This window comes from Singulisphaera rosea, from assembly GCF_054877945.1.
Genome location: NZ_JBTYIP020000012.1, coordinates 63,203 through 89,465, shown reverse-complemented (window position 1 = coordinate 89,465; position 26,263 = coordinate 63,203). Strand labels below are relative to the sequence as shown.

23 protein-coding genes are annotated in these 26,263 nt (G+C 63.5%); 12 read left to right on the top strand and 11 right to left on the bottom strand.

Annotated elements, in window-relative coordinates; all coding sequences use genetic code 11:
* Window positions 1–38 precede the first annotated feature (38 nt).
* The 5 genes from ACYOEI_RS20545 (at window position 39) to ACYOEI_RS20525 (ending at window position 4,697) form a co-directional block, all read left to right on the top strand.
* On the top strand, window positions 39–1,463 hold the full coding sequence (locus ACYOEI_RS20545; protein ID WP_462851434.1) for a UTP--glucose-1-phosphate uridylyltransferase: 1,425 nt from the start codon (window positions 39–41) through the stop codon (window positions 1,461–1,463).
* 96 nt (window positions 1,464–1,559) lie between these two features.
* Window positions 1,560–2,639, top strand: coding sequence for a mannose-1-phosphate guanylyltransferase (locus ACYOEI_RS20540; RefSeq protein ID WP_462851433.1), 1,080 nt, complete (start codon window positions 1,560–1,562; stop codon window positions 2,637–2,639).
* Window positions 2,640–2,682: 43 nt separating this feature from the next.
* Window positions 2,683–3,150, top strand: a complete 468-nt coding sequence (gene ruvX, locus ACYOEI_RS20535) for a Holliday junction resolvase RuvX (protein WP_462851432.1) — start codon at window positions 2,683–2,685, stop codon at window positions 3,148–3,150.
* Window positions 3,147–4,040, top strand: a complete 894-nt coding sequence (locus ACYOEI_RS20530) for an SDR family oxidoreductase (protein ID WP_462851431.1) — start codon at window positions 3,147–3,149, stop codon at window positions 4,038–4,040. The genes ruvX and ACYOEI_RS20530 overlap by 4 nt, the downstream gene beginning before the upstream one ends.
* Before the next feature lie 138 nt (window positions 4,041–4,178).
* Window positions 4,179–4,697, top strand: coding sequence for a hypothetical protein (locus ACYOEI_RS20525; RefSeq protein WP_462851430.1), 519 nt, complete (start codon window positions 4,179–4,181; stop codon window positions 4,695–4,697).
* On the opposite strand, the gene ACYOEI_RS20520 is transcribed toward ACYOEI_RS20525, so the two are convergent.
* A complete protein-coding gene (locus ACYOEI_RS20520) occupies window positions 4,670–5,044 on the bottom strand; it encodes an ATP-dependent Clp protease adaptor ClpS (RefSeq protein WP_462851429.1) in 375 nt (124 codons plus the stop codon). The two genes, ACYOEI_RS20525 and ACYOEI_RS20520, sit on opposite strands and share 28 nt — an antisense overlap.
* A 112-nt stretch (window positions 5,045–5,156) precedes the next feature.
* Between ACYOEI_RS20520 and ACYOEI_RS20515 the strand changes: the two genes are divergently transcribed.
* The 3 genes from ACYOEI_RS20515 to ACYOEI_RS20505 all read left to right on the top strand — a co-directional run bounded on the left by ACYOEI_RS20515 (window position 5,157) and on the right by ACYOEI_RS20505 (window position 8,173).
* The gene (locus ACYOEI_RS20515) at window positions 5,157–5,480 is read left to right on the top strand and encodes a hypothetical protein (protein WP_462851428.1); all 324 of its coding nucleotides are present in this window, start codon (window positions 5,157–5,159) and stop codon (window positions 5,478–5,480) included.
* Between the two features lie 284 nt (window positions 5,481–5,764).
* Complete coding sequence (locus tag ACYOEI_RS20510; RefSeq protein WP_462851427.1) at window positions 5,765–7,126, top strand: class I SAM-dependent rRNA methyltransferase; 1,362 nt, start codon at window positions 5,765–5,767, stop codon at window positions 7,124–7,126.
* Window positions 7,127–7,501: 375 nt separating this feature from the next.
* The gene (locus ACYOEI_RS20505) at window positions 7,502–8,173 is read left to right on the top strand and encodes a metal-dependent transcriptional regulator (protein ID WP_462851426.1); all 672 of its coding nucleotides are present in this window, start codon (window positions 7,502–7,504) and stop codon (window positions 8,171–8,173) included.
* A gap of 144 nt (window positions 8,174–8,317) precedes the next feature.
* On the opposite strand, the gene ACYOEI_RS20500 is transcribed toward ACYOEI_RS20505, so the two are convergent.
* Window positions 8,318–10,354 (bottom strand): alpha/beta hydrolase family protein, encoded by a 2,037-nt coding sequence (locus ACYOEI_RS20500; protein WP_462851425.1) that lies wholly within the window; start codon window positions 10,352–10,354, stop codon window positions 8,318–8,320.
* Window positions 10,355–10,656: 302 nt separating this feature from the next.
* Here ACYOEI_RS20500 and ACYOEI_RS20495 point away from each other — a divergent pair, with 302 nt between their 5' ends.
* From ACYOEI_RS20495 to ACYOEI_RS20480, 4 genes are all read left to right on the top strand, one after another.
* Window positions 10,657–11,472: a MotA/TolQ/ExbB proton channel family protein gene (locus ACYOEI_RS20495; RefSeq protein WP_462851424.1), complete on the top strand. Its 816-nt coding sequence runs from the start codon at window positions 10,657–10,659 to the stop codon at window positions 11,470–11,472.
* A gap of 113 nt (window positions 11,473–11,585) precedes the next feature.
* Window positions 11,586–12,056 carry an ExbD/TolR family protein gene (locus ACYOEI_RS20490; protein WP_462851423.1) on the top strand — a complete coding sequence of 157 codons (471 nt, stop codon included), beginning with the start codon at window positions 11,586–11,588 and terminating at the stop codon, window positions 12,054–12,056.
* Window positions 12,053–12,592 (top strand): ExbD/TolR family protein, encoded by a 540-nt coding sequence (locus tag ACYOEI_RS20485; RefSeq protein ID WP_462851422.1) that lies wholly within the window; start codon window positions 12,053–12,055, stop codon window positions 12,590–12,592. The genes ACYOEI_RS20490 and ACYOEI_RS20485 overlap by 4 nt, the downstream gene beginning before the upstream one ends.
* Before the next feature lie 50 nt (window positions 12,593–12,642).
* The gene (locus tag ACYOEI_RS20480; RefSeq protein ID WP_462851421.1) at window positions 12,643–13,302 is read left to right on the top strand and encodes a hypothetical protein; all 660 of its coding nucleotides are present in this window, start codon (window positions 12,643–12,645) and stop codon (window positions 13,300–13,302) included.
* Here the strand turns inward: ACYOEI_RS20480 and ACYOEI_RS20475 are convergent.
* The 9 genes from ACYOEI_RS20475 to ACYOEI_RS20435 form a co-directional block, all read right to left on the bottom strand.
* Window positions 13,260–14,351, bottom strand: a complete 1,092-nt coding sequence (locus ACYOEI_RS20475; protein ID WP_462851420.1) for a GtrA family protein — start codon at window positions 14,349–14,351, stop codon at window positions 13,260–13,262. The two genes, ACYOEI_RS20480 and ACYOEI_RS20475, sit on opposite strands and share 43 nt — an antisense overlap.
* Before the next feature lie 304 nt (window positions 14,352–14,655).
* On the bottom strand, window positions 14,656–14,964 hold the full coding sequence (locus ACYOEI_RS20470) for an antibiotic biosynthesis monooxygenase family protein (protein WP_462851419.1): 309 nt from the start codon (window positions 14,962–14,964) through the stop codon (window positions 14,656–14,658).
* Window positions 14,965–15,024: 60 nt separating this feature from the next.
* Window positions 15,025–16,128 carry a tRNA 2-thiouridine(34) synthase MnmA gene (gene mnmA / locus ACYOEI_RS20465; RefSeq protein ID WP_462851418.1) on the bottom strand — a complete coding sequence of 368 codons (1,104 nt, stop codon included), beginning with the start codon at window positions 16,126–16,128 and terminating at the stop codon, window positions 15,025–15,027.
* A 207-nt stretch (window positions 16,129–16,335) separates the two neighbouring features.
* Complete coding sequence (locus tag ACYOEI_RS20460; protein WP_462851417.1) at window positions 16,336–17,169, bottom strand: CDP-alcohol phosphatidyltransferase family protein; 834 nt, start codon at window positions 17,167–17,169, stop codon at window positions 16,336–16,338.
* A gap of 31 nt (window positions 17,170–17,200) precedes the next feature.
* A complete protein-coding gene (locus ACYOEI_RS20455; RefSeq protein ID WP_462851416.1) occupies window positions 17,201–18,721 on the bottom strand; it encodes an amino acid permease in 1,521 nt (506 codons plus the stop codon).
* 514 nt (window positions 18,722–19,235) lie between these two features.
* Entirely contained in the window at window positions 19,236–20,660 is a 1,425-nt protein-coding gene (locus ACYOEI_RS20450) for a DUF1501 domain-containing protein (protein ID WP_462851415.1), read from the bottom strand.
* Between the two features lie 21 nt (window positions 20,661–20,681).
* On the bottom strand, window positions 20,682–23,501 hold the full coding sequence (locus ACYOEI_RS20445; RefSeq protein WP_462851414.1) for a DUF1553 domain-containing protein: 2,820 nt from the start codon (window positions 23,499–23,501) through the stop codon (window positions 20,682–20,684).
* A gap of 247 nt (window positions 23,502–23,748) precedes the next feature.
* On the bottom strand, window positions 23,749–24,924 hold the full coding sequence (locus ACYOEI_RS20440; RefSeq protein ID WP_462851413.1) for a sialidase family protein: 1,176 nt from the start codon (window positions 24,922–24,924) through the stop codon (window positions 23,749–23,751).
* A 71-nt stretch (window positions 24,925–24,995) separates the two neighbouring features.
* Window positions 24,996–26,243 (bottom strand): TolB family protein, encoded by a 1,248-nt coding sequence (locus ACYOEI_RS20435; protein WP_462851412.1) that lies wholly within the window; start codon window positions 26,241–26,243, stop codon window positions 24,996–24,998.
* Window positions 26,244–26,263 lie beyond the last annotated feature (20 nt).

Genomic DNA, 26,263 nt, shown 5'->3' with positions numbered 1-26,263 from the left:
GCCGACGTCGGCGCGAATACCGGTTGGAGTTGGAGCGCATGGCCCCCGATCGATCGCTCGTCGAACGCCTGTCCAAGCACGGTCAATCCCACCTCCTGAGCTGGTGGGATGATCTTGGAGAGGGTGATCGGGCTCGGCTACTTGGCGAGGTCGAGGCGATCGACCTCGAAGAGATCGAATCCCTGGTCAAGGAACTCGTCAACCCCGAGGCGTCGGGGTCGCAGGCACTCGGCCGGGTCGAGCCGATCGAGGTCTTCCGACTTCCGAAGACCGACGGGGAACGCGTGACCCGGCGGCACGTCGCCGAGATCGGCGCCGAGGCCCTCGCCGCCGGCGAGGTCGGGGTGATCCTCGTTGCCGGCGGCTCCGGGACTCGACTGGGCTTCGAGGGGCCGAAAGGGACGTATCCCATCGGTGCGGTCTCGTCGGCAAGCCTGTTCCAGATCCACGCCGAGAAGGTCCTCGCGCTCGGGCGTCGGCACGGCAAGGTGATTCCGCTCTACATCATGACCAGCCCGGAGAACCACGAGGCGACCTCGCAGTTCTTCTCCGAGCATGACAACTTCGGGTTGAAGCACGTCCGCTTCTTCGTCCAGGGGCAGATGCCCGCCGTGGATCGCGAGTCGGGCAAGATCTTCCTGGCGAACCAGGGCCACGTCGCCCTCAGCCCCGATGGCCACGGCGGTACCTTGAACGCCCTCGCCGCTCCCGGTCCGAACGGAGGCTCGAGTTGTCTCGACGAAATGCGGGAGTGGGGAGTACGGACTCTCTTTTACTTCCAGGTCGACAACCCGCTGGTGAAGGTCGCCGACCCCGCGTTCCTCGGGCTCCATCGGCAGGCCGACGCCGAGATGTCTTTCAAGGTGATCGAGAAGCTTGCCCCCGACGAGAAGGTTGGTGTAGTCGTCCGGGTCGACGGGCGTCCGCAGGTCATCGAGTACTCCGACCTCCCCACCGAACTCGCCGAACGGCGTGAACCCGACGGCGGCCTCGAGCTTTGGGCCGGGAGCATCGCCGTGCACATCCTGGAACGCGAGTTCATCGAACGACTCCTGACCGACCTCCGGCTCCCCTTCCATCGCGCGATCAAGAAGGTCCCCTACGTGGGCGAGGCCGGGGCGATCGTCCAGCCTGCGTCGCCGAACGCGATCAAGTTCGAGCGGTTCATCTTCGACGCCCTTCCCCTGGCGACGCGATGGACCCTGGTCGAAACCGACCGCGCGGTCGAATTCGAGCCGCTCAAAAATGCGACCGGTCCGGATTCGCCCTCGACCGTCCGCCAACGCATGAGCGATCTCTTCGCCGGTTGGCTCGAACGGGCCGGGGCCATCGTCCGGCGCAACCCCGACGGGTCGGTCCCCTTCGGGATCGAGATCAGCCCGCTCTACGCGCTCGACGCCGAAGAATTGAAGTCGAAGGTCGCTCCGGGGCTCCAGGTCGAGGATGCGCTCTATCTTCATTGAAGAGGAGTCGAAGACGGTCGGCATTCGACCGAACGGCGTTCCCGATCCGAACTACCCCTGCCCTAGCCCCATATATTTCGAGAGATTGGACCGACCATGCTTCATGCCGTCGTGATGGCCGGAGGAAGTGGCACCCGTTTCTGGCCCAAGAGCCGTCGGAACCGCCCCAAGCAACTGCTCCGACTCTACGGCGACGCGACCATGCTCCAGCAGACGGTCGCCCGGATCGAGCCGCTGGTGACCGCCGAACGGGTCCTGATCATCACCGGGGCGGACCAGGCCGAGGCGGTCCGCGCCCAACTCCCCCAACTGCCCCCCGAGAACGTGGTCGCCGAACCCTGTCCCAGGGACACGGCCCCTTGCGTCGGCTTGGCGGCCCGGATCGTCGCCAATCGTGATCCCGAGGGTACGATGATCGTGATGCCGGCCGATCACGTCATCGAGCCCCCTCAAAAGTTTCAGGCCACCGTGAAGGCGGCTGTCAGCGTGATCGACGCAGATCCAACGGCGTTCGTCACCTTCGGAATCAAGCCCACGCACCCCGAGACCGGTTACGGCTACATCGAACGCGGTGAGGAACTCAACTCGATCGACGGGATCGCCTTGCATCGCGTGGTGCAGTTTCGCGAGAAGCCCGACTATGAGACCGCCAAGGCTTTCCTCGCCGAAGGTCGGTTCGCGTGGAACTCGGGGATCTTCGTCTGGCGCGCCCAGGCGATCCTCGACGCTTTGAAAACGCATCGCCCCGGACTTGCCGAGGCGATCGAACGCGTCGGCCAGTCGCTGGGCGGTGCCGACGAACAGGCGACGATCGCCCGCGAATATCCGAACATGGAAAAGGTCCCGATCGACAAGGCCGTCATGGAGAAGGCGACCAACGTCCGGGTGCTCGAGGTCGTCTACGACTGGAACGACGTCGGCGACTGGCGGGCACTCACGGCACTCGTGCCTCCCGACGCTTCGGGGAACACGATCCAGGGGCAAGTGCTCGCGACCGAGACGACCGGGTCGATCATCGTCTCGGACGACGGCGGGTTGGTCGCGACGCTCGGTGTCGAAGACCTCGTCATCGTCCAGTCGGGCGGCGCCACCTTGATCGCCAAGAAGGATCAGCTCGACAAGCTCAAGGCGCTCGTCGAAGGCCTCGACAAGGCCGGGTACAAGTCCCTGCTCTGAACGCCCCCTTGTTGATAGACGCGTCTCGATCGCGGGGAGACTCATGCCCAGGGTGCTTGGACTCGATTTCGGTACGAGGCGGGTGGGCGCGGCGTTAAGCGACCCGCGCCTGCTCATCGCCACTCCCCTCGAGGTGTATGAACGGCAAGACCCCGCGCGCGACGCCCGGCATTACCAACACCTGATCCAGGAAAATGAGGTCGACAGGCTCGTGGTCGGCCTCCCCCTCCACACCGGCGGGCGCGAGGGGACCTCGGCCGTACTCGCTCGAACCTGGGGAGCCTGGCTCTCGGCCGCGACCAGCTTGCCGGTCTACTACTTCGACGAGCGCTACACCACGTCCGAGGCCGAGGACAGCCTCATCGCCGTCGGCTTCAAGCGGAGCAAGCGCAAAGGCCTACGAGATATGCTCGCGGCCCGGATCCTCCTCCAAAATTACCTCGATGCGGGTTGTCCCGTCTCCGAGGCGCCTGGAACTCCCCTCGCCGACCCCATCGAGGAACCCTCGTGACTGGGCCGACGACTCTGATCGTCGGCTGCGGTTACCTCGGGCGAGTCGTCGGCCGCCGCCTGATCGATCGGGGTGATCGCGTCTTCGGTACGACCCGTACCGCCGAAAAAGCGAAGGGCCTGGCCCTCGACGGGATCGAGCCCGTTGTCGCCGAAGTCCTCGATCCCAACACGTTGGGCGGCTTTCCGGAGGCGGGCCGGGTCCTGTATTGCGTCGGTTTCGACCGGCGTTCGGGGGCCTCGATGCGGTCCGTCTACCTCGACGGACTGGCAAATGCTCTCTCTGTTCTGGATTTGAAAAAGACTTTGTTCGTTTACGTGAGCTCGACGGGCGTCTACGGCCAGGATGACGGTTCCTGGGTCGACGAAGACTCGGAGACGCGGCCGACTCACGAGTCCGGACGTGTCTGCCTCGAGGCGGAGCAGCTCGTGAGAGCGAGGATCATCGAGAGGGGCGGGGCGGCCGTCATCCTGCGCCTCTCTGGACTCTACGGGCCGGGCCGGATCATCGGTCGGGCGGGTCTCGAGCGGGGCGAACCCGTGGTGGGCGACCCGAAACGCTTCCTGAACCTGATCCATGTCGAGGACGCCGCGAGGGCCGCCGTGGCCGCCCTGGATCGGGGGCAGGACGGCCGGACTTACCTCGCCTCCGACGACTTGCCCCTCCCTCGACTTGAGTATTACGAGCGGGCCGCCGGCCTCCTTGGTGCTCCTCCGCCTCGATTCGTCCCGGCTCCCGAGGGGAGCCCCGAGGCCAGACGCCAGGAATCCAACAAGCGGATCTCGAATCGCCGAATGAAGGCCGAGCTGAATGTCGTGCTGGACTACCCCACCATCACGATTGGACTCGAGGCCGAGCTCAGCAACGACGGGCGTACGACGCTCTCCTGACGGATTTCTCGCAAATCGGCCTGTCGCTTGCATGTCCGCCTCTCAAGGGCGCGACGACGAATTCGGAGCGGTGGGCTTCCGAGATCGAACGATGAGACCGTTCGGCGTCCGACACTCTCTAATGAGGAGCCTCGACTGATGGCGAACGCATCGTTCGAGAAGGCGATGAAGTTGGCGCTGCTAAGCGGCCTGAAGGTGACCTTTGGCCCCGCGCTCTTGAAGACGTCCCAACGGCAGCCGGACGCCGACCTCTGGGTCAAGGCGGCGATGGCTGAAATGGTCTTCGACAAGCTTCCCTTCGTCCCGAGTCGATCCAACCTCGCCGTGCTGATCCCCCGCGCCGTCTCGGGAGCCTGGGTCGCCCGCGAGAGTATGCGTGCGGACGGTGTGGAAGACCCGTTGGCCGCGCCGATGGGGGCTGCGGTCGCCGCCGGCGCCGCCCTGATCGCCCCGATGCTCCGTTATTCGCTGCGAAAGGTCCTCGGGATTCCCGACCCGATCCTCGCGGTCGCCGAGGATTACATCGCTCTGAGGATCGGCACAGAGGCCGTCGGCCTCTCGATGGACGAGGTGACCCAGGTCGCGCGAGAGGCGGTCGAGGACATCAAGGATCAGGTCGTGCCGGCGCTTCAATCGGTCGGGGCCGGTTCGATGTAACAGCCGAGGGGGCCCTTCGAGATCGACATACTCAGATCGGGCCCGTAAGCCAGGACCTGATCACGCTTCAACTCGGCCTTCTCGCGATGTGTCGTGTAGACGATCGCCCGGCCGGTCCTGTCGATCCGCGAGGTGAGTTCCTGGGCCGTCGTCAGCGGATGGCCGAAGAGTTTAACGAGCATCTCGATCACGTAGGGGAAGCTGTGCTCCTCATCATTCAAGATGATGACGTTGTACGGCGGTTGTCGACGAGTTCTCGTGTCCGGGTTCGTTTCGGATTTGGGCGCGGAGCTCGTCGATACGATGGGTTCTGCCGTGGCCGTATCGCTCTCGTAGGCGTCGCTCATCGGTCGGCTCCCGAACCGTGGTTGTCTCGGTGGCAAACTCTCGCATAGTATATCCTTGGACTCTCCGCCAATCATTGGCAACCTCATTCGCGAAAAGGTCCGAGGAGAATTGATGTCAGAGATGAGCCCCGGGACGGCCTTGCGTCAGCTCCAACAAGCCCAGGCCGGATTGAAGAAGGCAAGGCAAGTCCTCCGGCTGGCGAAAGGGGACCCCAACGCCTCGCGAGGCGTCTTGAAAGCGGGTTGGGAGAGCCTCGCCGCCTGCCATCGACTGCTCGCGACCATCCCCCTCGCCGCGGCGAACGAGCCGGTGATGACCAAGCAACTCGCCGTCCAGCGCTATGCCACGGCCCTGCTCGTCCGACTCCGTCGGTTCTCGAAGAACGGAATTCTCGTCGACGACGATGACGACGACTTCGAAGGTGACGAGGATTGAAGACCGAGGTCGCGATCGAAGCTCGGGATTGTTCGGGGCTTTAGGCTTCCCGAGTCTCGCGACTGACCGTAAGTAGAACTGGCCGTGCTGTGCACATGGTCGATCCTCAAGGGATCGCGATCCGGGTCGCTCGAGTGGTTGCGGCCCCCGCGCGAGGATCCCGTCGTCAAGTCGCGAAATTCCACGATAGTCAAGGTATGATCCTCCACGAAACCCGCGGCACTTCGACGTGCCGTGTTCCTCGTGGAGCGAGAGTTCTTCGAGACCGAAGACCGAGGTCGGATTTGCAACGCCGAGACGCGACTCAAGATCAGGGGCCCGGGCCGAGGCGCCCCAGGCCCGAAGGACGAAACCGACCGGGCGAGTCGGTCGTCGATGAGATTCCCAACCGTTCGCTCGAAACCTCGGGCGAATTGCCGATCGTGGCGATTCGGGCGTCGGGTCACCATCCGTTCGTTTATCGGAAGATGGTCATCGGTACGGTCGGATCCATTCGCCCCAATGATGGCGACCTCGTGCGGGTCGTCGATCGCGACCACATCCCGGTCGGCTTCGGTCTTTGGAATGGCCGTTCCCAGATCAGCCTCAGGCTTCTCGCCCAGGGGATCGACCCGCCCGGCCAGGGCTTCTGGGATGGTCGAGTCGACCGGGCGTTGGCCCTCCGCCGTGAGTTTCTCCGCCTCGATGAGGTCACCAATGCCTATCGCGTCCTCCACGCCGAGGGCGACGGCCTCTCCGGCTTGATCCTCGACCGCTTCGACGACGTCCTCTCCGCCGAGATTTTCAGCCTCGGGATGTATCATCGGATCGGCCCAATCCTCTCCATGTTCGCGGAACGACTCGGGACGCGGCATTTCCGGGTCCGGGTCGACGAGAGGATCGCCCTCGCCGAGGATTTCCCAGGTCGACCCCTCGCCAGTGAGAAGCTTCCTCCTCGCGTGACGATCCACGAAAACGGGGTCCGTTATCGGGTCGTCTTCGAAGAGAGCCACAAAACAGGCTTCTTCTGCGACCAACGCGAGAATCGCCGGGAACTGACCCGCTACTGCGCCGGGAAATCGGTCCTCGACCTCTGTTGCTACACGGGTGGGTTCGGGATCTCCGCGCTCGTCCGGGGCGGGGCGACCGAAGTCACATGCGTCGACCTCGATGAGAAGGCCATCGCCCTGGCGAAGGACAACGGGAATCTGAACCAGGTTCGCCCGACATTCGTCCATGCTGACGCCTTCGGCTACATGCGGCAGATGGGCCTGAATGAGCGCAAATACGGAGTCGTCGTCCTCGACCCTCCCAAACTCATCCCGGGTCGCCTCGACATCTCGTCGGGGAAGCGGAAATACTTCGACCTGAACGTCCTGGCCATGAATCTCGTTGAGCCTGGTGGATTGCTGCTGACCTGCTCCTGCTCGGGCTTGCTCGGCCCTGAAGAGTTCCTCATCCTCCTCCGCGCCGCGGCCCGCAAGGCGGGTCGATCCGCCCAGATCCTCGCGGTGACGGGGGCGTCGGCCGATCATCCGGTCGGCCTCGAGGCCCTCGAAGGTTCCTACCTCAAGGCCGTCTGGATTCGCATGGGCGACCCCACGGGGGCCGGACGGATCGAACTTACCGACGACGACTCGCCGGAGTACGAGGACGAAACCTCGTGACCTCGGACGGTTACTTTCTCGATCGAGCGAGTTTTGTTCGCGTCTTCATGGTTTGTCCCGTACGACATTCGACTTGACGTTCGACTTATCGATTGCGGTTCCTCGCCGGTTGTCCGCTCAGACATGATTCGGCATTTGATCGTGGATGAAAAGCAAATGCGGTTCTTTTTCGATCCTCAATCGAGTCGGCGGACCAGGGACGCGTCACGACTTCGATGCGCGTCCTGGACTGACTTCGCGCAACAACCGTCGTCGCCGGTCGGTTTGTCGGTCAACTTGACTTCCTCGCCCGGCACGAGTCGCTTAGGATAAGGCCGCGCCCGCGGAGGGAAATGCTCCGACCGCCCTGATTCTGCTCTCGCGAAAGGGTACCTCGTGCCGAGCCTGACCGTCGAAAACTACGTGAAGGCCATCGCCCTGATCGCCGCTCGGAATCCGTCAGGGACGACCGTCGCCACCGGGGAATTGGCCCACGCGCTGAACGTCTCCCCTGGGACGGTCACGGGCATGCTCAAGACGCTCTCCGAGGCGAGCCTCGCGACCTATACGCCTTACGAAGGGGCCAGGCTGACTGACGCCGGCCAGCGCCTGGCGATGAAGATCATCCGACGGCATCGCCTCCTCGAGCTCTTCCTCGTGCGGACCCTCAAAATGTCCTGGGACGAGGTCCACGAGGAGGCCGAGCACATGGAGCATGCGGCCTCCGAGCGGCTCGTCGATCGGATCGACGCCTTCCTCGGACATCCGGCCGTCGACCCCCACGGCGATCCTATCCCCGGCGCCGATGGCTCCCTGACCGAACCCCAAGGGACTCCGCTCGCAAGGTTGCTCCCCAAGGAACGCTTCAAAATCGTCCGAGTCGTCGATCAGGACCCGGCATTCCTTCGTTATCTCAGCGAATGTGGGCTCGACCTCCACGCCAATGGAGAGCTCGCAGAGAACCGTCCCGAGGCGGGTGCCCTGGTGATTCGACTCGGAGATCGCTCCATCGCCCTCGGGGTCGAAGCCGCCGGCAAGGTACTGGTCGCTCCGCTCGTCGAGGACTGACGGGCAAAGCGACCCGCTCGAGTCGTCGACTCGAGCGGGGACAGCCTCAGGCTCGCGCACGCCCGGGCCATGACGCGCGAAAGACCGGGCTCCTCAATTCGTGTAACGTGAGCGCGCGAGGTTCGCCGCGATCGATCGATCCCACTATTGAAAGGGATCCCAGTCGACGCCCCAGGTTTGGTACATCGCTTTCAGATTCACCATCTCTTTCCGGGCACGTTCGCTCGGTTGCGAGATCGTGAGGGGTCTTGGGGCGATCAGGGCCGCGAGCTGGGCGACATCGAAGTCGCGGAGCAATCCGAAGCAGAAAAGCTCCGGAGAATGCTCGTAAGGGGTTTTGTCTTCGAGCAATTCTTTCAAGCTACCCGACGGCCGAGACAATTCGACGCGGTCGATTGCCAAGTCTTCAAGCCCGGCGGCGACGAGCGCCATGCAACTGGTTCTCGGTCCGATCGCCCGCAGCGTGAGCTTCGTCGACGGGTTGGACGACTTCGCCCAGCGGGCCACCGTCGCCAACTGCTCGGCTTCGATCCCCAGGCAACGAGATCCCACCGACTCCAGCAGCATTGAATAGAGATAGGCATGGTCGGCGACTTGCGCTTCGCCGATCGAGAACGGGTCGACGACCACGACACGACGTCCCTGGTCGAGAAGGCCCCGAACCTCATCCACGGTCCGAGCCCGCCCGCCATCGTTGACGAGCAGGGTTGTGGCATCCTTCGTCCCTTTGGTGAATTCAACGACCGGGACCGACCAATCGCCCAACTGAAGTCGCCAGGACGTCGCTAGGACTCCATCCTTGTCCGACTCGCCGACCTTGGTCGCTCGCACGTCGTACCGAGGGGCACGGACGATCTCGCGCAGCTTGGCCGCCCGATCAGCCCGCCACGTTTTGGCCGATTCCACGCCTGTTGGCATCTTGATTTGAAGCGGCAGTGAACGGCTCAGCTCAATGGCCAATGAGTGGAGGCTCGCGTTCTCCTTGGGAAGCGGGACATCGAGCACGCTCGAGGCCTTGACTTCCGAATCCGACGGGATTTCCTGGGGATTGAACTGACGATCGTCTTTATAGAAGTTGTCGCCGACCATCTGGTAGAACGCCTGACGGTTGTCGACGAGGTAGTTGTGCGTGCCGGGATCCGAGTTGATGTGGGTCCGGAGCTGGGCGTCCTTGCCGTAGAGGGAAAAGATGGGCTGGGCGGCCTGAAGCAACGGTGGGAGTGCATGTCCGGCGGCGAAGCAGCAATTATCCTCGGCATTGAATGTGAGGAGGGCAGCTCGGGGCGCCAGCAATGCGGTCATCCCGGCGTAATCGGTGACGGTCGCGAGGTCGCAGGGGGTCTGCTCGGAGTCTCCGAGGTCGCTCGAGTGGCGGCAACGCGTCCGGAAGCTCGAGTATCCGGCAACGGGATTGGTGAGAGTAATCCTGGTGTCGAAGGCGCTGGCGAAAATCGTCTGCCAACCCCCACCCGATAGTCCCGTCATCGCGACGCGGCCGGGGTCGGCATTTTCGTGGGAGAGGAGCACGTCGATGGCACGGGTCATGGCAAGGTAGTGCGTGGCGATCCCCGACGTCCCGCAGAGATCAATGTGATTGATCAAGTCGTGGCGATAGTCGCCCCCACCAAACTGGCCCATGCCAAACCACTCGGTGTTCAGGACGAGCATGCCTCGCTTGGCCTGATTGATGCAGATCACCTGCTTGTAGTCGGCGGACTTGCCTTCCTTGTCATGACCGTTGACGTTGAGCACGACGGGGACCTTGCCCGAAAGTGACGTTGGCTCGTACAGGAGTGCGGGGATCCAGAGCCCCGGGACCGCTTCGTACCGGAGCTTCTTAATCCGATAACCGGGCCCCCCCTCGACCGTGTCGAGCCATTGGACCTGGAGTTTCGAACGTCGCCAGGCGTCTGCCTCGCCTCGGAAGATGACACGTCGGAGGCTTTCCTCGCGAAGTCGCTTCGCCTCCAGCTCCCACTGGCCCACCGACTTCACCGACGGGGTCCGGGGAATGGCGAGCTCGCAGTAATCCGCAGCCTCGGCGAGCGTCTGCTTGGGCCCGATGATCGGGCGCGTGAGGGCGGTCGAGATGGCATCTTCCGCAAAGGCATGAGGCGCGAGCCACGCGGTCGTCAAGAAGAAGAGTGGGAGGGCGGGAAGTATCGTTGAGCGTCGGGGCATGGATGACCTCGAGTCCCGAGGGGTGGGGAAGGCGCTTCGCGATTAGAGCCGAGGTCAGATCCGCTCGCAAGACTCTGTCCGGATTCCCCAGAACCTCCAGGTTCCGTACAAGTTACAACTCATGACCTGACGGCTTTCGAGCAAGGCATTTTTGCGGTATCTCTTGGCCTGACGGGAGGTCTGGTGGAGTTGTCCGGCATCGCACGATCGGCTAAGCTGAGCGAATGTCCGAGAAGACCGCGACCGTCCGCCCACGAGGTGTGGGGAAGGTGGTTGTTAACCGCCGGGGAGCCTTGGATCCCATGTCGTTGATCCGCCGCCAAAGGGTGGTCGCCACGACCATTTTGTTGAGCGTGTTGCTGCCCGCCACCGCCTGGTCGCAAGGTGCGGGGACGCCGGCGGTTGCCGAGCGAGTCGAGACGTCGAAGTCCTTCTTTCAGTGGATGATCGAAGCGTCGGGGCCGATCGGGCTGGTCATCATGGTGATGTCCTTCTACCTGATCGCGCTCCTGGTCTGGATGGCCTTCCAGTACCGCCGATCGGTGGCGCTCCCGACCGCACTGATCCAGGAAATCACGATGCTGGTCGGCCAGAAGCATTTCGCCGAAGCGTACCAGCGACTCGTCATGGACACGTCGTTCCTGGCCAGGGTCCTCGCGGCCGGAATCCGCAAGCTCCCCTCCGGTGCGGTGCCCGCCCAGCGTGCCATGGAAATGGCCAATGACGAGGCGACGATGGAGATGGAGCACCGGACGACGTACCTCGCGACGGTCGGCACGCTCGGCCCGATGATCGGCCTGGTCGGCACGGTTTACGGCATGATCAAGAGCTTCCGAATCATCGCCACGGCCGGGGCCTCGCCGCAGGCGAGCCAGTTGGCCGAGGGGATCTCGACGGCCCTCTTCGCGACGCTCGAGGGGATTGCGCTTTCGATCCCCGCGATTTATTTCTACGCCCTGTTCCGCAACCGAATCGCAAGGCTCTCGCTCGAGGTCACGATCACGGCCGAGTCCTTGATCGAACAATTCGGTCCTCCCGGTCGGACGTCGCAACATCCGCTGGCCGCGGCGGCCATCCCCCCCTCCCGGACGGCGTTGCCTCCGTCGGACAAGCCCTGATCGCCCCCGCCGGATCGAGGTTGTTCCCCGTCGAGCCAAAGCGCACGAGATCCGCAAGGCGAGTGCAGTGAGGGTCGGCTCCTCTTCCGCCTGATGTCCCAAGGAATCCAATAATGAGCCTCCGTCGCCGATACCGAGATGCGGAGGAGTTCACCATTAACTTGACTCCTCTCCTCGACATCGTGCTCCAGCTCATCACGTTCTTCATGATGCTGATCCACTTCGGCAACAAGCTCGAGGGCGAGACGAAGGAGATTCGGCTTCCCGTCGCCCCCGCCGCGCTGCCGGGGTCGGACCTCAGCCTGGATCGACTGCTCGTCGTGATGGATCGCGGCGGCCGGCTCCTCATCGAAGACTCGGCCCTCGAGGGCAGGGAAGCCGAGACGTGGTGGGCCGACCAGGCGAAACGACGGCTTGCGGGCCTCGAAACCCTGGGTGGTCGGTCCGAAGAACTCCCGACCGTCGTGATTCTGCGAGCCGACAAGGACGTGGCCTACGGCACCGTCCGTAGGACCCTCGCCCTTGCCCAGGAGCGAGGCTTTGCCCACTTCAGCTTGGTCGTACTCCGGAGTCCCCAACGATGAGTACCGGGACGGGCCGATCGAGGTCTCGCCGCCCTGGACCTCCGGCGGAGGTTCAATTCCCGGTCACGCCGATGCTCGACATGGCCTTTCAACTCCTCGCGTTCTTCATTTTGACATTTCAAGCGCCGTCATCGGAAACTCACGTCGACCTCGAGTTGCCGGCCAAGCCCCTGGCCCTGCCGGGCGAGACGACGGGGAAGGCCCAGCCCGCCCCCGCCCGAGCGGTGGACACCGACCTCGAGAACGATCTGTACGTACGCGCCACGGCCAACGAATTGGGCGACCTCAAGTCCCTGAAACTCGGCGAGGCGGTCTTGAATGATGCGAGAATGCTCGGGAATCGGCTACGCCGATACGTGACCGTCCTCGACGGCCGTCCCTTGCGAGTGCGTCTCGTCGCCGACGACAATCTGCGGTACGAGCCGGCCGCCCGGATCCTCGCGGCTATCTCCTCGGCGGGTGTCTCCTCCGTCAGGCTGACCAGCCCTTCCGTACAACCTGAGCCCAGCCCGAGCTCCCTCGGTACCACGCCATGAGGACGACGTGTTGCCCTGCCTTGCTCGGTCTCGGACTGGCGTTGTCAGCCATGAACTCCTTCGCCCAGTCGGAATCTGGGCTAAGTCTCGCCGACCTCGCGGAATATCGGACGGCCCTGATCGATCGCGGGGAATCGAAGCCTGTCGCGGTCTCGTTCACCGAACTCTGGAACCACCCCGAGTCCTATCGAGGACGCCGGGTCGAAGTCGTCGGTAAGGTCGCGAGAACATTTCACCAAGGGGCGATCGGGACATTTCCCCCTCTCGTTGAACTGTTTGCCGTCACCCCCAGCGGGAACCCATACACCCTCGTGTACCCGACGGAGGCTGGAGGGTCGAACCCTGCCCCGACTGCGGCGAACGTCCGCTTTGTCGGCACCTACATCCGCACGATCACGTACCAGGCCGGCGATGGCCCGAGGCTCGTTCCGCTGATCGTGGGAGCCCATCCCCCCAATCCGATCAGAATCGAAGCCTCGGCCGAGACGAAGTCATCGATTTCGCAGATGGACCTGTTCGTCGGGTTGGCCGGTGCTTTGGTCGTGGCGATCATCCTCGCACGACAGCACCTGAAGCGACCGGTTCCCAGGTCGTTCGACGGCCTGCACAACGTCCCGTCGGATTGGACGCACGGAAGTCTCGAAGACCTTCAAACTCCGGAGAAGGCTCAGATCGACTCGCGGACCGAGGCCGAAAGGTTGGAGGAGTGATCCCGATCGGTCGGTGCGTCGCCGAGTTCCTGATCCGTCGAAGGGTGATTGGCCATCGAGTTGTCCGGTGAAGGAGCGCCGATGTGCTGCCGGCTGAAGACGAACCAGCGCGCCATGGAGAAGCTGATGCCGGTCGCCGCGACAATTCCGACGAGAGCCGCCGCGAGCCGGTGCCGCTCGAAGTAAGGCACGTGGCTCGGGAGGAGCAATCGGAGCACCAGGCTTACCCCGATCCCGAGTGCATTGCTCAGGGCATAGGCGACGTATTGACGGAGAAGTGACTGCTCGCGTGCGTAGCTGAACGTGAGTCGACGGTTGAGCGAGAAGTTCCAGGTGAGTGCGATCGCGATGGCGAGGATGCCCGAGATGGCCAGCGATAGCGGGCCACCGACCATCGGGGTCGTCTTATCCGCGAGCGTCGTGTACGACAGGACCCATTGGAAGAAGGCGTAGAACGTCAGGTCCACGACCATCCCGGACGCACCGACGACGCAGAACTGGATCAGTCGCGAGAAGTTTCCGAAGCGGTCGTCGGTCATCCGCTTGACATGTCGCAAGTCGTCGACCGTCAACGTCCGAGGTTGTCGCCGCTGGTAGTCCGGCACGAAGACGTCGAGCCGAGGCGCGGTGGTCCTCGCGAGGATCTCGAGGGTAAACAGGGAGCCGACGGGAGAGAAGTGGGTCCGTCGGGCGAGGGCTCGACTGACCCCGAACAAGCCGGAGAAGGGCGCCGAGGTCCCGAGCAACCGTTTCGAGAATCGCCGAAGCCAGTCCGTGACGGACAAGAGCCTCGGCTTCGATGAGATCGAGCGACCCCGGCTCGCGATCACGACTTGCGTGCCGTCCGCATCCAGAGTGTCGAGCACTCGAGCGATATCCTCGGCCGAGTAACCATCTTCGAGGTCGGCCACGACGAGGTGTTCGCCCTTCGCGGCCTGCAAACCGGCAACGGCGGCGGGAGAAAGTCCCGGCTTCTCCCCGGCCGTCGAAGACCACCAGTCTTCGGTCAACGAGAGGGGGGCGGTCGCCTTGACGTCACTCACACTCACGATGTCGATCGTGTGTCCTAATGCCTCCAACCTCGCATGAAGGTTTCGGATTTGATCCACCCCGATGGTGGTCCGGTCCGAGAGTGGTAGGATCAGACTGGCACGCGCCATGGGAGTTTAAGTTCCGTTCGGACTCGATAGCTTTGGTAACCGGCGATGCGAGCCCATGGAACAAAGGCCCATGGCCACATCGCCGAATCGCTTGTGTGCGTGTAGGACCGAGGGCATCGTGCCCTTGGGGGCTCTCAATCGCCGAGAGTCTCAAAAAATCCTAGTATGCATTCCGGGGCTTGGCAATGCATGTTCAGGCGGGTCGCCCAATCTCCTCGGAACGTGGGTAGATCTTGTGCCTGGGGCTCGTCCGGAGGACCTGCTCTCGTCCCCAGGTGGTGACCTGGCGAAATGTCTCGGAACGGATGAACGTGTAAAACGCCTGATCGTCAACCCACTCGCTCAGGACCGCGTAAGAGAAGGGGTCGTCGACCCTTTGATAGAGGAAGCTGGACTTATGACCAGGGATCGTATTCATCAAGGCGAGGACGTCTTGGAACTTGGAGGTGAAGAGCGACGCCTTCTCGGGGATGACGTCGTAATACATTCCAACGGTAACCATGTCGAGATACTCCGAGCCTTTCGTCTCTCCGAGGATCGATTCTGCCTGATTCGGAGGGTGTCAAGAATCGAGGGGGGCTGACGCATCGAGGTCGATCGCCCCGTCGATCCACCCTCCGCCGAGGACGAGGTCCTCTTGATAGAGCGTCACGACCTGTCCGGGAGTGATGGCCGACTGGGGGGTGTCGAATACGACGCGTACCCGACCGTCGTCGAGCGTCTCGACCGTGGCGGGAGCGGCCGAGTGTCGGGCTCGGATCTGGGCCAGGCACGCAGTCCGACTTTCGGGAACGTTCCCCTGCCAATTAAATCGAGACGCGACTAATGCCGATTTCTCGAGGGAACCGCGCTGGCCGAGCGTCACGGTCTTGGATACCGGCTCAATCTGCACGACGTATCGCGGCGAACCGACGGCCACCCCAAGCCCTCGTCGTTGCCCGATCGTGAACCCCTCGATCCCGGTGTGCTCCCCCAGGACCGTCCCATCTTCATCCACGAGCTTGCCCGCGGTGTTGAGGTCAGGTCGGCGTGCCCGGACGAAGCCGAGATAGTTGTCGTCGGGGACGAAGCAGATCTCCTGGCTATCGGGCTTATCGTGGACCGGCAGGTCGCACTGCTTCGCGATGGCACGGATCTCGGACTTCGGCATCGACCCGACAGGGAACAGGACGTGGGGGAGCAACTCTCGGCGGAGGCCGAAGAGGACATAGGACTGATCTTTGGAGCGGTCGATCGCCCGCGCGACACGAGGCACCCCCTCCGAATCCTCGGCGATCCGCGCGTAGTGCCCCGTGGCGACGAAGTCGGCCCCGACTTGCTTCCCATACGACCAAAGTTTGCCGAACTTCAGCCAAATATTGCACATGACGCAGGGATTAGGCGTGCGTCCCCTCGCATACTCGTCGGAAAACTGATCCATGATCCGCTCGAACTCTTTTTCGAAGTCGAGCGCATAAAAAGGAATATCCAGCCGGTCGGCGACGAGTTGGGCGTCGATGGAGTCGGTTGCGCTGCAGCATGTCTTGGCTCGGCGTTCGACATCGTCGGAGTGGGCGCCGGTGCGCATGAAGAGACCGATGACGTCGTAGCCTTGCTGTTTCAGCAGGTACGCCGCCACGGAACTGTCGACACCCCCACTCATCGCCAGGACGACCCGCTTGCCCATTGCCTCACCTTGCCCTCGACCCTTCGCGTGTTCTCCGGACCCTATCCTAGTCCAGAGGCCCCGAAATCGACAATGGCGGTCGTGTCGCCGAGGACTGAGACCGAGGCCTCTCGACCTGTTTGGACCGACTCGGGGCGAGCCGAGTCGATTGCCAGCGAACTCGAGAGGCTCGGCTATCGAGGGGGTGGAATCGTGGGCCCGAGGGCCTTAACCGAGGTGTCGAGGATGGAGGAGTCGACGCTGCCAACGGTTCAAGGTGATCACCCACGACGTCGCCATGTAGAACGCCGGGTAGAACAAGGACGTCAGCGCGAGTGTCCGCGCCAGTTCGTTCGCACTTGCCGAGTGCTCCCGGCGCAGTTGCCAGAGGATGCCGGCGAGCAGGCACGCCCAGACCACTCCCAGGATGTTGCTGAGGACGTTGAGCAGACCTGGTTGCGACGGGTAGAGGTATCGACTCGGCACGAACGTCAGGAGGCTCAGCGTGACCACAACCCCCAGCGACGTCCATTCGGGAAGATGCAACACATAGAGATAAAAGGCGACGACATTCCACAGCGAGGGGAAGCCGAGGAAATAGCCGTCCTCGGTCTTCGCCTCGACCTGGCAGAATCCGTAGGCGCTGGCCAGGAGAGGGAAGAGGAGCCAGGCTTCCTGGCCGGTCGGGAGGATCCCCGCCCGCCAGATGAGGAGGAGCGGCAGGAAGGTGTAAGTCAGGAAGTCGGTCAGGTCATCGAGCTTCCGGCCGTCGAAGTTGGGCAGCACCTTCTTGACCCCGATCCTTCGGGCGAACGTCCCGTCGGTGGCGTCGATGACGGTGGCCAGGAGCATCAAGAAGAACGAGGAGCGATAGGCGTCGGTGCCCCCTCGGACGAGCAGGACCGAGATTAGCGCTGCGATCACGAGGCCGGAGGCCGTATAGAGATGGACGCACCAGGCGAGGAATCGTTGGACGGGCCTCGAATACCTCGGTTCCTCGAAGGCTCCATCCACGCCGATCACGAGGGCCCTCGGCGATTTCCTGAGGATGACTCTCCGCATGATCAATTCCCCGACTCCTTCGCGAGTTCGTCTATTGAGTGGCCAAGGGTTCACGGTGCATTTCGAGGACGCCCCCTTTCTGCCGACGAACGATCTCGTAGCAGAGCCCGCCCGTCGCCAGGAGGGCGATCGTGGCGAGGGGCGCGATGTGGCGTCGGTACCAATTGGTCCCATAAATCTCGGGGCGGGGCCAACCCACGTTGACGAGGACCGCCATGCCCCAGATCACGGCCAGCAGATTGACGGGGAGCCCCCAACGGCCGAGCGAGAAGACCTTTTCGGAGGGGGGCTCGCACGCGGATCCGGTCCGCAGGCGACGGACCAGCATCGGTGCCGTGACCAGAAGATACGCGAGGTTGGCCCAGACGATCGCGACCGACGCCATCAGTTCGATGATCTGGGGATAGTCGACGTTCAGGACCAGGACCGCGGCCGCGAACGCCCCGATCAGGATTGCCGGGAGCACCGGGCTCCGTGACCTCTCCGACATCCGCGCGAGGGATTCGGAGAAGGGCAAGTTGTTGTCTCGGGCCATCGCGAAGACGAGCCGGACGGCGGCGGCATGCACGGTCAGGGTACAGACCACGATCGCGAGGGCGACGTCGCAGAGGAGGGCAAGCCCGACGCGATCCCCGAGCGTTTCTTTGATGAGGAGGGGCATGCCTCCGCTGACTCGGCCGAGCGCAGGGTTGTTCAGATCTCCGACGGCTCGCAACGCGAAGAAGATCAAGAGACCGCCCGCCGCGCCCACGGCCGCGAGGGCTCCCAAGATCGCTCGAGGGGCCCGTCTTCGTGGGTCGTTCGTCTCTTCCGCGAGCGTGCCGGCCGTGTCGAAGCCATACATCACGAAAGAGGGGGTCAACGCGGCGGCGAAGAACGGGCCGAGGTATCCCAGGGGGAGTGTCGCCCCCCTACCCTGCGTGTCGAAAACAACCTCGGGGCCTCGGCGCACCTTCCAGGCGAGCAACGCGATCAGGATCACGGTCCCCGCCATCTCGGCGAAGACGCCAACGTTGTTGATCCTCGCGAGGAGGCGGACCCCGACCGCGTTGACCACGACGCTGAATGTGATGAGCAAACATCCCAGGAGCACGGCGTTCCGTGACGAATCCTCCGGCCGTGTCGGGTCGCCAATCAGGTGGAACCGGCCGGAGATCTGGGGAAGGGTCGCCTGGAGTGCCACCGCGACCGATGCCAATGAGATGACGGCACAAGCGAGATAGACCCAACCGGCCATCCATCCGATCCACGCTGGCCCGATTTGCTTCGACCACTGGTAGACCCCTCCGGCGAGGGGATACGTCGCGGCAAGCTCCGCGAAGCAGAGCGCGACCAGGAACTGCCCGAGGAAAACGACCGGCCAGGTCCAGATGAAGGCGGGGCCTCCCGCGCCGAAGCCGAGATAGAAGAGCTGCGGCAGTCCCGTCAGGATCGAGAGGTACGAGAAGCCCGCCGCGAAGGAGGAAAAACCGCCGAGCGTCCGGTCCAGTCGCTGTCGATAGCCGAACGACGCGAGGTCCTTCGCATCCCGATTCAAGGCTGACTGCGACACGAAGGGACCCTCCGCCGGGATTCGAGCCATCAGAAAAAGGCGAGGGAAACCAAAGCTTCGGAACGGGTTACGCCCTTGTCGGCATTCACGACGTTCGCCGCACCGCCCGAGGACGGGCCGTGACTTCGGGACGATCCGAGCCTTCGGTTGCTGAGGAGGGCTGCCGATGAAGGATCGGAGTATAACACGGAACCCACATAGTCTGCTCTAGGGTGCTGGCGACAAAAGGAATGGTGGGCGTTGGGGATTTTGCGCAACCTCGCCCGAGGTCGGCAATGAAGGAACGGAGTATAACACAGATCCCACACAAAAGGGGCGGTCTCGTGATCCGTCGTGGAGGTTTCTCGTCAGTCCACGAGAAATCCCGAGATGGTTGGCCCTCCGTGTCGTTGGAAAGGCCTAACCAGCCAAGTGTTAAATGTTAAAGCGACGGCCGACGGTCGGGCTCTCGAGGCGAAGCCACATCACATCCGAGCGGACAAGCCAGACTCGAGGGCGGGATGCCGGCGTCCGCTCAAGCGAGGATCTCGTTCACGACCCGGCCCGAGACATCCGTGAGCCGGAAGGGGCGTCCACTGTACTGGAAGGTGAGGGCTTCGTGGTCGAGTCCCAGGAGCGACAGGATCGTGGCGTGGAGGTCGTGCATGTGCACCTTATCCTGCACGGCCTTGTGACCGAACTCGTCGGTGGCGCCGAACGAGAACCCAGGCTTGACGCCAGCCCCGGCCAGCCAGACCGTGAACCCGTTGGGGTTGTGATCGCGTCCCGTCCCGTTGCGCTCGGCGTAGGGCGTCCTGCCGAACTCACTTCCCCACCAGACGAGCGTATCTTCGAGCAAGCCGCGCCGCTTGAGGTCGGCGAGTAGGCCGGCGATCGGCTTGTCGACCGCCCTGGCGTGGTCGGCGTGCTTGAGCAGGTTCGAGTGCTGGTCCCAGGCCGGGTTCGCTGTGTTGTCACCGTAGGTTACCTGGACGAAGCGCACCCCGGATTCGGAGAGCCGTCGAGCCAAGAGGCATTGGCGGCCGAAGTTGTCCGTCGCGGGTTCGCCGATACCGTAAAGGGCGTGCGTCTCTCGCGAGTCGTTCCCGAGTTCGAGGACTGTCGGTGCACTCGCCTGCATTCGCCAGGCCATCTCGTAGTTCGAGACGATGGCCTCGAACTCCGAGTCGCCCGGGACGACCCTGGCTTGCTCGGCGTTCAATTCGTGGAGCAGATCGAATTGGCGGCGACGATCCGGAGCCGTTCGCAAGGGGTTGGCCAGGTTGCGAATCGTCGCACGAGAGGCCGGCGCGCCTGCGGCGCCGATCGCGGTCCCCTGGTAGATTGCCGGGAGGAACGCATTGCCGTAGTTCCTGGACCCGCCGTTACCTCCCGAAGGGCCGATCGTGACGAACCCGGGGAGGTCGTTGTTCTCGGAGCCGAGACCGTAGAGGATCCACGACCCCATCGAAGGCCGGACGGCGTTCGTCGCCCCGCAATGAAGGAACAGGGTCGCAGGGCCGTGGGCGACCCCCTCGGTGTGCATCGAGTGGATGAAGCAGAGGTCGTCGACGTGGCGATTCATCTCGGGGAAGAGAGTCGATCCCCAGTGCCCCGACTCGCCATGTTGCGAGAATATCCAGGGCGACTTCAACGTGCGTTGAGACGACCCGCGCTCGCCGGTCTTGGCGATGACCCGAGCGTCGTCGAAGGCGAGTTGCTTGCCGTCGTCACGAGCCAACCGCGGCTTGTAGTCGAAGGAGTCGACGTGGCTGACGCCCCCTTGCATGAACAGGAAAATGACCCGTTTGGCCTTAGGGACGAGCCCGGTCCGCTTGGCTGCGAGCGGATTTGTCGACCCTCGCGCGTCGCGATCGGCGGCCAGGCCGGCCATGGCGAGATAGCCGAAACCGCAGGCGGCACTCCTCAACATCTCGCGACGACCGATCGGCACGGGCATGGTCTCCGCCTCCCACTCGGCTCACTTGGTGTACAGGAAATCGATCGACCCGAACAACGACTGGATCAGCATCGACCAGGACTCGACCTTCGCCTCGCGGGCGTCCAGGTCGTGCTCGGCTTCCAGGAACCTAATGGCGATTCGACGTTCTCGATCGGTCGGTGGTCGTCCCAGGACGATCCGATAGGCAAGATCGATTCGAGCCTCGACGCTTGGGCAAGGCTCGTCCAGGAGTCGTCGGGCCGCGATCCTCGACTGCTCGACGACGAACGGATGATTCAGGAGGAAAAGGGCCTGAGGGACCACCGTGCTCACGTTGCGCTGGCCGACGACCATGCTCGGGTTGGCGAAGTCGAAGGCCTCGAAGAACTCGGGCAAGGCGTTTCGGAAGGCCGGTGAATAGACACTCCGCCGGTTTTCCTCGTGGGGATAACCGAAGTCGGCCGCGAGACCTCGACGGAAGCTCGGTCCCCCCTTCTCTGGACGGAGCGTCCCGCTGACTACGAGGATGGCATCCCGGAGGCACTCGGCGTCGAGCCTGCGACGGTTATGCCGCCAGAGTTGGCGATTCTCCGGATCGACCGCCCGAGAACGAGGGTCGTCGAGCGTCGAGAGTTGATACGTCTGGGAGAGGACGATCGTCCGGATCAATGACTTGATCGACCAGTCTTCCTCCATGAACCGGAGAGCGAGCTCGTCGAGCAATTCGGGGTGGGACGGAGTGTCGCCGGTGGTCCCGAAGTTGTCCGTGGTCCGCACGAGCCCGGTCCCGAAGAGCCAATGCCAGACACGATTGACGAAAACTCGCGCCGTCAGCGGGTTGTCGCGGGACGCGAGCCAGTCGGCGAGCTGTCGGCGCCCGCTCTCGGCGCGGGGCATTTCGACCCTCGGGCCGTAGCTCGCAACCTGGAGGAACCCGCGGGCGACCGACTCGCCAAGGGTGTGGACATTGCCTCGAATATGAATTCGTGAATCCTCGACCCCCTTCAGCTCGAGGACCGAGACGACCGACTCGCGCCGGGGTGCTTCCGACTTGAGTCGCTTCAATCGGGCTTCGAGCTCCGAGAGCTCCGTCGGCGAAGGCGCATGGGGCGCGGCTGCCGGATCGACAGGGATGAAGAGGACGGCGTCGATAACGACGTGTCCATGCGTTCCTTCGTTGGAGATGAGGACATATCCCTGTCCATTGCGTTCGAATCGGTATTGCCCGAGCGACACGAACCGGCCGGCGATCGGTGGGGGCTCCCGGAGGTTGACCGACGTCGTCGTTTCGCCGCCGGCCGACAGGATCGTCACCGGGACTGCCGACGCTCGGTTCGAACCCGGGGAGTAGGCCAGGCGGACTTCGTACTCCCCTGCCCTGGGAAGGTCGGGCTGAAAGGTCAGAGATTTCTCCCCTTTGCCCGAGTCGAGGTCGTGGAGATAGCCCTGGCCGATGAAGTCGGGCGAGTGGCGAGAATGCTTCCACTCCCCAACCCGCCTGGCGGCCGAGTCGTCGAGGACCACGCCGGGAAGGTCGGACTCGGCGATCGCCCCTCGAGCGAGCGACTTGATCCCGCCTCGGGCGGCTCGAACGGACTCGAGTTTGATGCGTTGCTCCAACTCGGCGATGGCCTGATCGGAGCGGCGAAACTCCTGCTCTTGGGCCGAGTCGACCGGCAACGCGCGTTCCACCCACTTGGAGACATTCGCATCCTCGTGGGTTTTGACGTTCCGCAAGATCCCCGCGAGTGCGTAGTAGTCTCGCGTCGGGATCGGGTCGAACTTGTGGTCATGACAACGGGCGCAACCGATCGTCTGGGCGAGGAAGGCCTTGCCGATGGTATCGATCTGCTCGTCTACCACGTCCATGCGGAGTTGGGCCTTGTCCTGTTCCTCAAGATTCGAGTCGCCCAGGGCCAGGAAGGTTGTCGCGACGAGTTGCCTTCGGCGTTCGACCAGAGAGGTCGAGGGCAAGAGGTCTCCCGCGACCTGCTCACGAACGAAGCGGTCGAAAGGGATGTCGGCGTTGAAGGCCCCGATGACATAGTCGCGGTAGCGCCAGGCCTCCTCAAGGACCAGCCCTCGCAAGGTCATCGACTCGGCGAAACGAACGATGTCGAGCCAATGTCGCCCCCAACGCTCCCCAAATGCCGGGGAGGCGAGCAATCGATCGACCAAATGCTCGTAGGCATCAGGAGACGGATCGGCAACGAAGCTGTCGATGATGTTGGGAGAGGGAGGTAGGCCGAGGAGGTCGAAATAGAGCCGACGCACGAGGGTGGGTCGATCCGCCGGGGCGACCGGTCGGAGACCTCGAATTTCGAGCCCCGCCAGGACGAACCGATCGACGTCGTTCCTGGGCCATCCCGACGTGCCCGTGCGAGGTGCCGGGTGATGCCGAGGCTGCTGATAGACCCAGAACCGACGCCCTGCTTCCAGGTCGATCGTGGACTGGGCTGAGGTCGCCGGACCCTCTCGAGGGTCGGGCGCACCCATCGTGATCCAACGCTCGAAGTCCGTGACGACGGCCGGCGCGAGCTTGCCTTTCGGGGGCATCTCGAGGCCCTCGTACCTCAGGGCCTCGACGATCAGGCTTTCGGAGGGTTTCCCCGCGACCAGAGTTGGGCCGGTGTCACCCCCCGCGAGCATGCCAGCGCGGCTGTCGAGCCTGAGTCCGCCTCGGACTTTGTTCGCACCGTTCGAATGGCAGGAATAACAGTGTTCGACCAGGACCGGTCGAATCTTCTTCTCGAAGAAGGAGATGTCCTTATCAACATCCCCTGCGCCGACGGCCGGAGTCGAAAGCAGGGAGTATACCGCCAACGCCAGGAGGCTTGAGGGCTTTCCCAACGTTCGCATGTCGCGTCACCCTCGCTGAGGCGTATTCCGTGCCGTGAACAAGGCCCCTAACTCGAAGGGAATCCAAGACCACAGCGTACGTGACCAGCAAGCTCTTCGATTATATCAAACCCTCTGTGCGTGGACACAGGTTTTCGCGACCGTTGCTCGCCTGCCCGCCCTGTGCGGATTCGGGCTCCGGTAGAAAAGCCGCGATGAGCTCTCCGTCGGCTCCTTCACCGCGCTTCCGAGGGTTTCCAGTGCCGCGTCACTTCGAGGGGCTTCCAGGTGTGCCTACCCGAGGCGTTGCGCCACGTCCCGAACCCTGGAGGATGTCCGAGAGGGAGAAGACGGCAAAGACGATCTGTGCGGCATTTCCCTGCTCATACAGGAGACCGATGCGGCGATCTGGCAAGGCCGCCAGGCAGGAATAAGCCGAAAAGCCCGCGTCTACGGGCAGCGCGATCGGCCAGGAGCGACCTTCGTCCCGACTTGCCCTCAACGTCATGCCTCTTCGAGACCTGGTCGAAGCGGGGTTGCTGAAGAGGAGCAGCGGCTTCAACGGGGGTTCCTCTGCCTGGACACGGATGAGGCTTGCTTGACAGACGGGCTCGATGAGTGTCTCGTCGAATTCAGGCTTGGCCCAGGTCCGGCCTCCGTCGCGGCTTCGGGAGATCATTCGCTTCCCACCGAGTTCCTTGTGGCTACCTTTGCGGCCCCAGTCGTTCCTCATGTTGATGAGGAGTTCTCCGTCCGCCAGCTCCACCACCTGGCACTCATCCGTGTTGGGGCCGACCGTCCCGCCGAGCTCCCAGGTCTGCCCGTGGTCGTCACTGTAGATTACGTGGGAGTGCATCGCCCGCGAGCCGTCGACGACCTCATCGTGGTCGCAAGGGATGACCAACCGGCCTCGCCTGCTTCCGTGTTCGAGTTGGATGCCGACGCCCGGACCGGTCGCGTACCACTGCCAGCCATCCTTCTTAACCGACGAGGTGACGAAACGTGGAGTCGACCACGTTCGGCCCTCGTCGCGACTCGACGTCACGAGGACGTCGCGGTTGTTTCGACAGAACGTCAGGACGACCGTCCCGGTGTCGCGGTCGACGACCGGGCAAGGGTTGCCGATCGTAAGAGGCTCGGTCCCTCCCTCTTCATAAACTATCTGAACGGGGCCCCAGGTGCGCCCCCCGTCGGTGCTTGTCCGAAGCAGGAGGTCGATGTCACCGTGATCGGCATGTCCCGTCTTACGCCCTTCGCAGAACGCCAGGACCGTCCCCTTGGGTGTCACCAGCAATGACGGGATGCGATAGGTGTGATAGCCACCCGTCCCGCTCTTGAAAACCTCGGTGACAAATGGATCGTCGGCACGGACCCTGTCGGCGTGCATGATCAGCCAGGCGATCACCAGGAATCCGAAACGACCAGAAGTCGCGAGTCGGGTCATATACGTCCTTCTCGAAAGAATCCGAGACCAAAGGGATATGCGTTCGCAAGGTCCGCGAATGGGGTTTATCGCTAGCGAGCGGCCTTCGGCTGCCAATGGGGCCAGAATGCCGCGTGCCCGCGTTCGAGCGAGGTGAGGCGCGTCTCGGCCTGATCTTGGAGTCTCATGACAAAGAGCTGACGGACACCGGCCCGCTTGGATCCGAAGGCCAGCCAACGGCCGTCAGGTGAGGGTTGAGGATGGTAGTGCAACGTCCCTTTGGAGGTCCGGGAAAGTCGCTCTTCCTTGCCGTCGAGTCCCACGCGGAAGAGCTCGGTCGCGCCGTCGGCGGGCCGGGTGTAGAAGACCGAACGACCGTCGGTGGACCATGCCGGGACGTCGCTGCTGCCGCCGTGGAAGTCGGGCACATCGAGGAACTCGACGGAACCCCGGTAATCGCCTCGGTCCGCGAGCTTCCTCAGGCCGGTTCCGTCGGAACTTACAACATACGGGTGACAATGCTCGTGTTCGCCCGCGAGGAACAGTACGTGGGACCCGTCCGACGACCATTGCGGGCCGAAGTTGAACGGCTGGCCGGTCACCACCTTACGGGGATGAGTGCCGTCACGATTCGCAATGTAGACCTGATAACTTTGATGGTAGGTGATGCGTTTTCCGTCCGGCGAGGCGCTGAAGCCGTAAGCGAACTCTTTCGAGTCCGCGGTCAAGTCGCGTTTGTTCCGGCTCGACCGATCCATCTGGAACGGGTGCGAGTTCCCGTCGATCAGGGCCTGAAAGCCCAGGCGGCTCGGGTCCCCCGGCCAGAAGAAGAGCCCGGTGTTATAGAAGCTGACCCGTTCCACTCCCGTGAGGTTGCTGGCTTCGCCGTTGGCGAGGTCGACCAGGAACGAGTCGTAGAGCCGTCCTTCCGCCGTGAACCGAAAGGTCTTGTGTTCTTCCTCCCAACGCGCATTCTCCGGACTCTGCCAGCCTCGGCCGACGATCGCCAGACGACCGTCCGGCGACCACCCGGCGAACTGAGTCCAGGAGTCGGCCTGTCGCGAGAGTTCCTCGGCGATGGGACGAGCTCCCGTCCCGTCGATCCGGACGACCTTCGCACGCATCGTCGAGACATTCGCGTGACGACCGCCAGGCAGGTTCGTCCGGAGCTCCGTGTAGCCAAGCCACGCCTCCGTCTCCTCGGCTCCTGCATCTGCGGTCGTCGCCGCGAGGATCGCGAGGCTCAAGGCGACCCCGCGCACGAGGCTGTTGAGAGAGAGCGACCTCCTCAAAGCCCGCGATGCCTTCCGTCGAACGAGCTGCGAGAACACAGGGCCCACGATGTCACCTTTGACTCGGA

Coding starts and splice junctions, on each gene's coding strand:
- ACYOEI_RS20545 (WP_462851434.1), top strand. CDS start 39: ATGGCCCCCGATCGATCGCTCGTCGAACGCCTGTCCAAGCACGGTCAA.
- ACYOEI_RS20540 (WP_462851433.1), top strand. CDS start 1,560: ATGCTTCATGCCGTCGTGATGGCCGGAGGAAGTGGCACCCGTTTCTGG.
- ruvX (WP_462851432.1), top strand. CDS start 2,683: ATGCCCAGGGTGCTTGGACTCGATTTCGGTACGAGGCGGGTGGGCGCG.
- ACYOEI_RS20525 (WP_462851430.1), top strand. CDS start 4,179: ATGGCGAACGCATCGTTCGAGAAGGCGATGAAGTTGGCGCTGCTAAGC.
- ACYOEI_RS20520 (WP_462851429.1), bottom strand. CDS start 5,044: ATGAGCGACGCCTACGAGAGCGATACGGCCACGGCAGAACCCATCGTA.
- ACYOEI_RS20515 (WP_462851428.1), top strand. CDS start 5,157: ATGTCAGAGATGAGCCCCGGGACGGCCTTGCGTCAGCTCCAACAAGCC.
- ACYOEI_RS20500 (WP_462851425.1), bottom strand. CDS start 10,354: ATGCCCCGACGCTCAACGATACTTCCCGCCCTCCCACTCTTCTTCTTG.
- ACYOEI_RS20495 (WP_462851424.1), top strand. CDS start 10,657: ATGTCGTTGATCCGCCGCCAAAGGGTGGTCGCCACGACCATTTTGTTG.
- ACYOEI_RS20490 (WP_462851423.1), top strand. CDS start 11,586: ATGAGCCTCCGTCGCCGATACCGAGATGCGGAGGAGTTCACCATTAAC.
- ACYOEI_RS20485 (WP_462851422.1), top strand. CDS start 12,053: ATGAGTACCGGGACGGGCCGATCGAGGTCTCGCCGCCCTGGACCTCCG.
- ACYOEI_RS20480 (WP_462851421.1), top strand. CDS start 12,643: ATGAACTCCTTCGCCCAGTCGGAATCTGGGCTAAGTCTCGCCGACCTC.
- ACYOEI_RS20470 (WP_462851419.1), bottom strand. CDS start 14,964: ATGGTTACCGTTGGAATGTATTACGACGTCATCCCCGAGAAGGCGTCG.
- mnmA (WP_462851418.1), bottom strand. CDS start 16,128: ATGGGCAAGCGGGTCGTCCTGGCGATGAGTGGGGGTGTCGACAGTTCC.
- ACYOEI_RS20460 (WP_462851417.1), bottom strand. CDS start 17,169: ATGCGGAGAGTCATCCTCAGGAAATCGCCGAGGGCCCTCGTGATCGGC.
- ACYOEI_RS20450 (WP_462851415.1), bottom strand. CDS start 20,660: ATGCCCGTGCCGATCGGTCGTCGCGAGATGTTGAGGAGTGCCGCCTGC.
- ACYOEI_RS20445 (WP_462851414.1), bottom strand. CDS start 23,501: ATGCGAACGTTGGGAAAGCCCTCAAGCCTCCTGGCGTTGGCGGTATAC.
- ACYOEI_RS20440 (WP_462851413.1), bottom strand. CDS start 24,924: ATGACCCGACTCGCGACTTCTGGTCGTTTCGGATTCCTGGTGATCGCC.